This window comes from Pseudoalteromonas sp. ECSMB14103, from assembly GCF_000813065.1.
GTDB classification, from domain to species: Bacteria; Pseudomonadota; Gammaproteobacteria; order Enterobacterales; family Alteromonadaceae; genus Pseudoalteromonas; species Pseudoalteromonas marina.
In genome coordinates this window covers 1-686 of record NZ_JWGY01000025.1, presented here as the reverse complement: position 1 = coordinate 686, position 686 = coordinate 1, and the positions used below count along the sequence as shown (strand labels likewise).

Annotated in this window: 1 protein-coding gene; it reads left to right on the top strand. The window is 41.0% G+C overall.

Going from position 1 to position 686, the window contains the following annotated elements; all coding sequences use genetic code 11:
- Nucleotides 1-100 precede the first annotated feature (100 nt).
- The gene (locus RF53_RS19055; RefSeq protein ID WP_039038578.1) at nt 101-529 is read left to right on the top strand and encodes a hypothetical protein; all 429 of its coding nucleotides are present in this window, start codon (nt 101-103) and stop codon (nt 527-529) included.
- Nucleotides 530-686 lie beyond the last annotated feature (157 nt).

Sequence of the window (686 nt, the reverse complement as noted above, 5' to 3'; positions counted from 1 at the left end):
AAACTCACTGGGACAATTAACAGTTGGCTTGGCGCTTCGCGCAAGTTTAGCAAACTATTAATGGCCCCTTAGCAAAGCGTTATGTGGCATGGAAGGTTAAGTGAAAATATTTATCGGAATTGTAGTTTTAACGTCAGCTTTGATTGCGATTATTGCCTTTAGCAACCAGGCTCAAGTGTTCTTACTCCACAAGATGTACTCTCTAGGTTCTGGTATGGACGATGGGGCAACAGAATTATTTATTCGTAATAAACACCGCTACAAATCTGTTGTTTTGGAATTGCTTAATGCTGAAACTCCCAACACTTACAAAGCTCGAGCTTCTTTTTTGTTTGGCGAGCTACTATTAGATGACCCTGAAATTCATGAAAAGATAGAAGATATTTCGGTTAATCACCCAAACAAACAAATTAGATGCTTTTGGTTTGATGTACTGGATGGTCGGTTCGAGCATGAGCTTATAGCAGGTAGTGAATCTGGTAAGTTTGCTACTTATGTGGTTAAAGACAAAGGAAGTAGGTGCGAGTAAATGCCACATAACAAAAAGATTAAGTCACTCACTTCGTTCGCTGGGACGCACACATGCGGGGCGGCTTCGCCATTATGCCCCACATACCTGCGCCCCTTATTTGAAAGTTAGTTGCCAAGGAAGATTATGCGTTCGATTCTAACTTTTTTACTCTTCA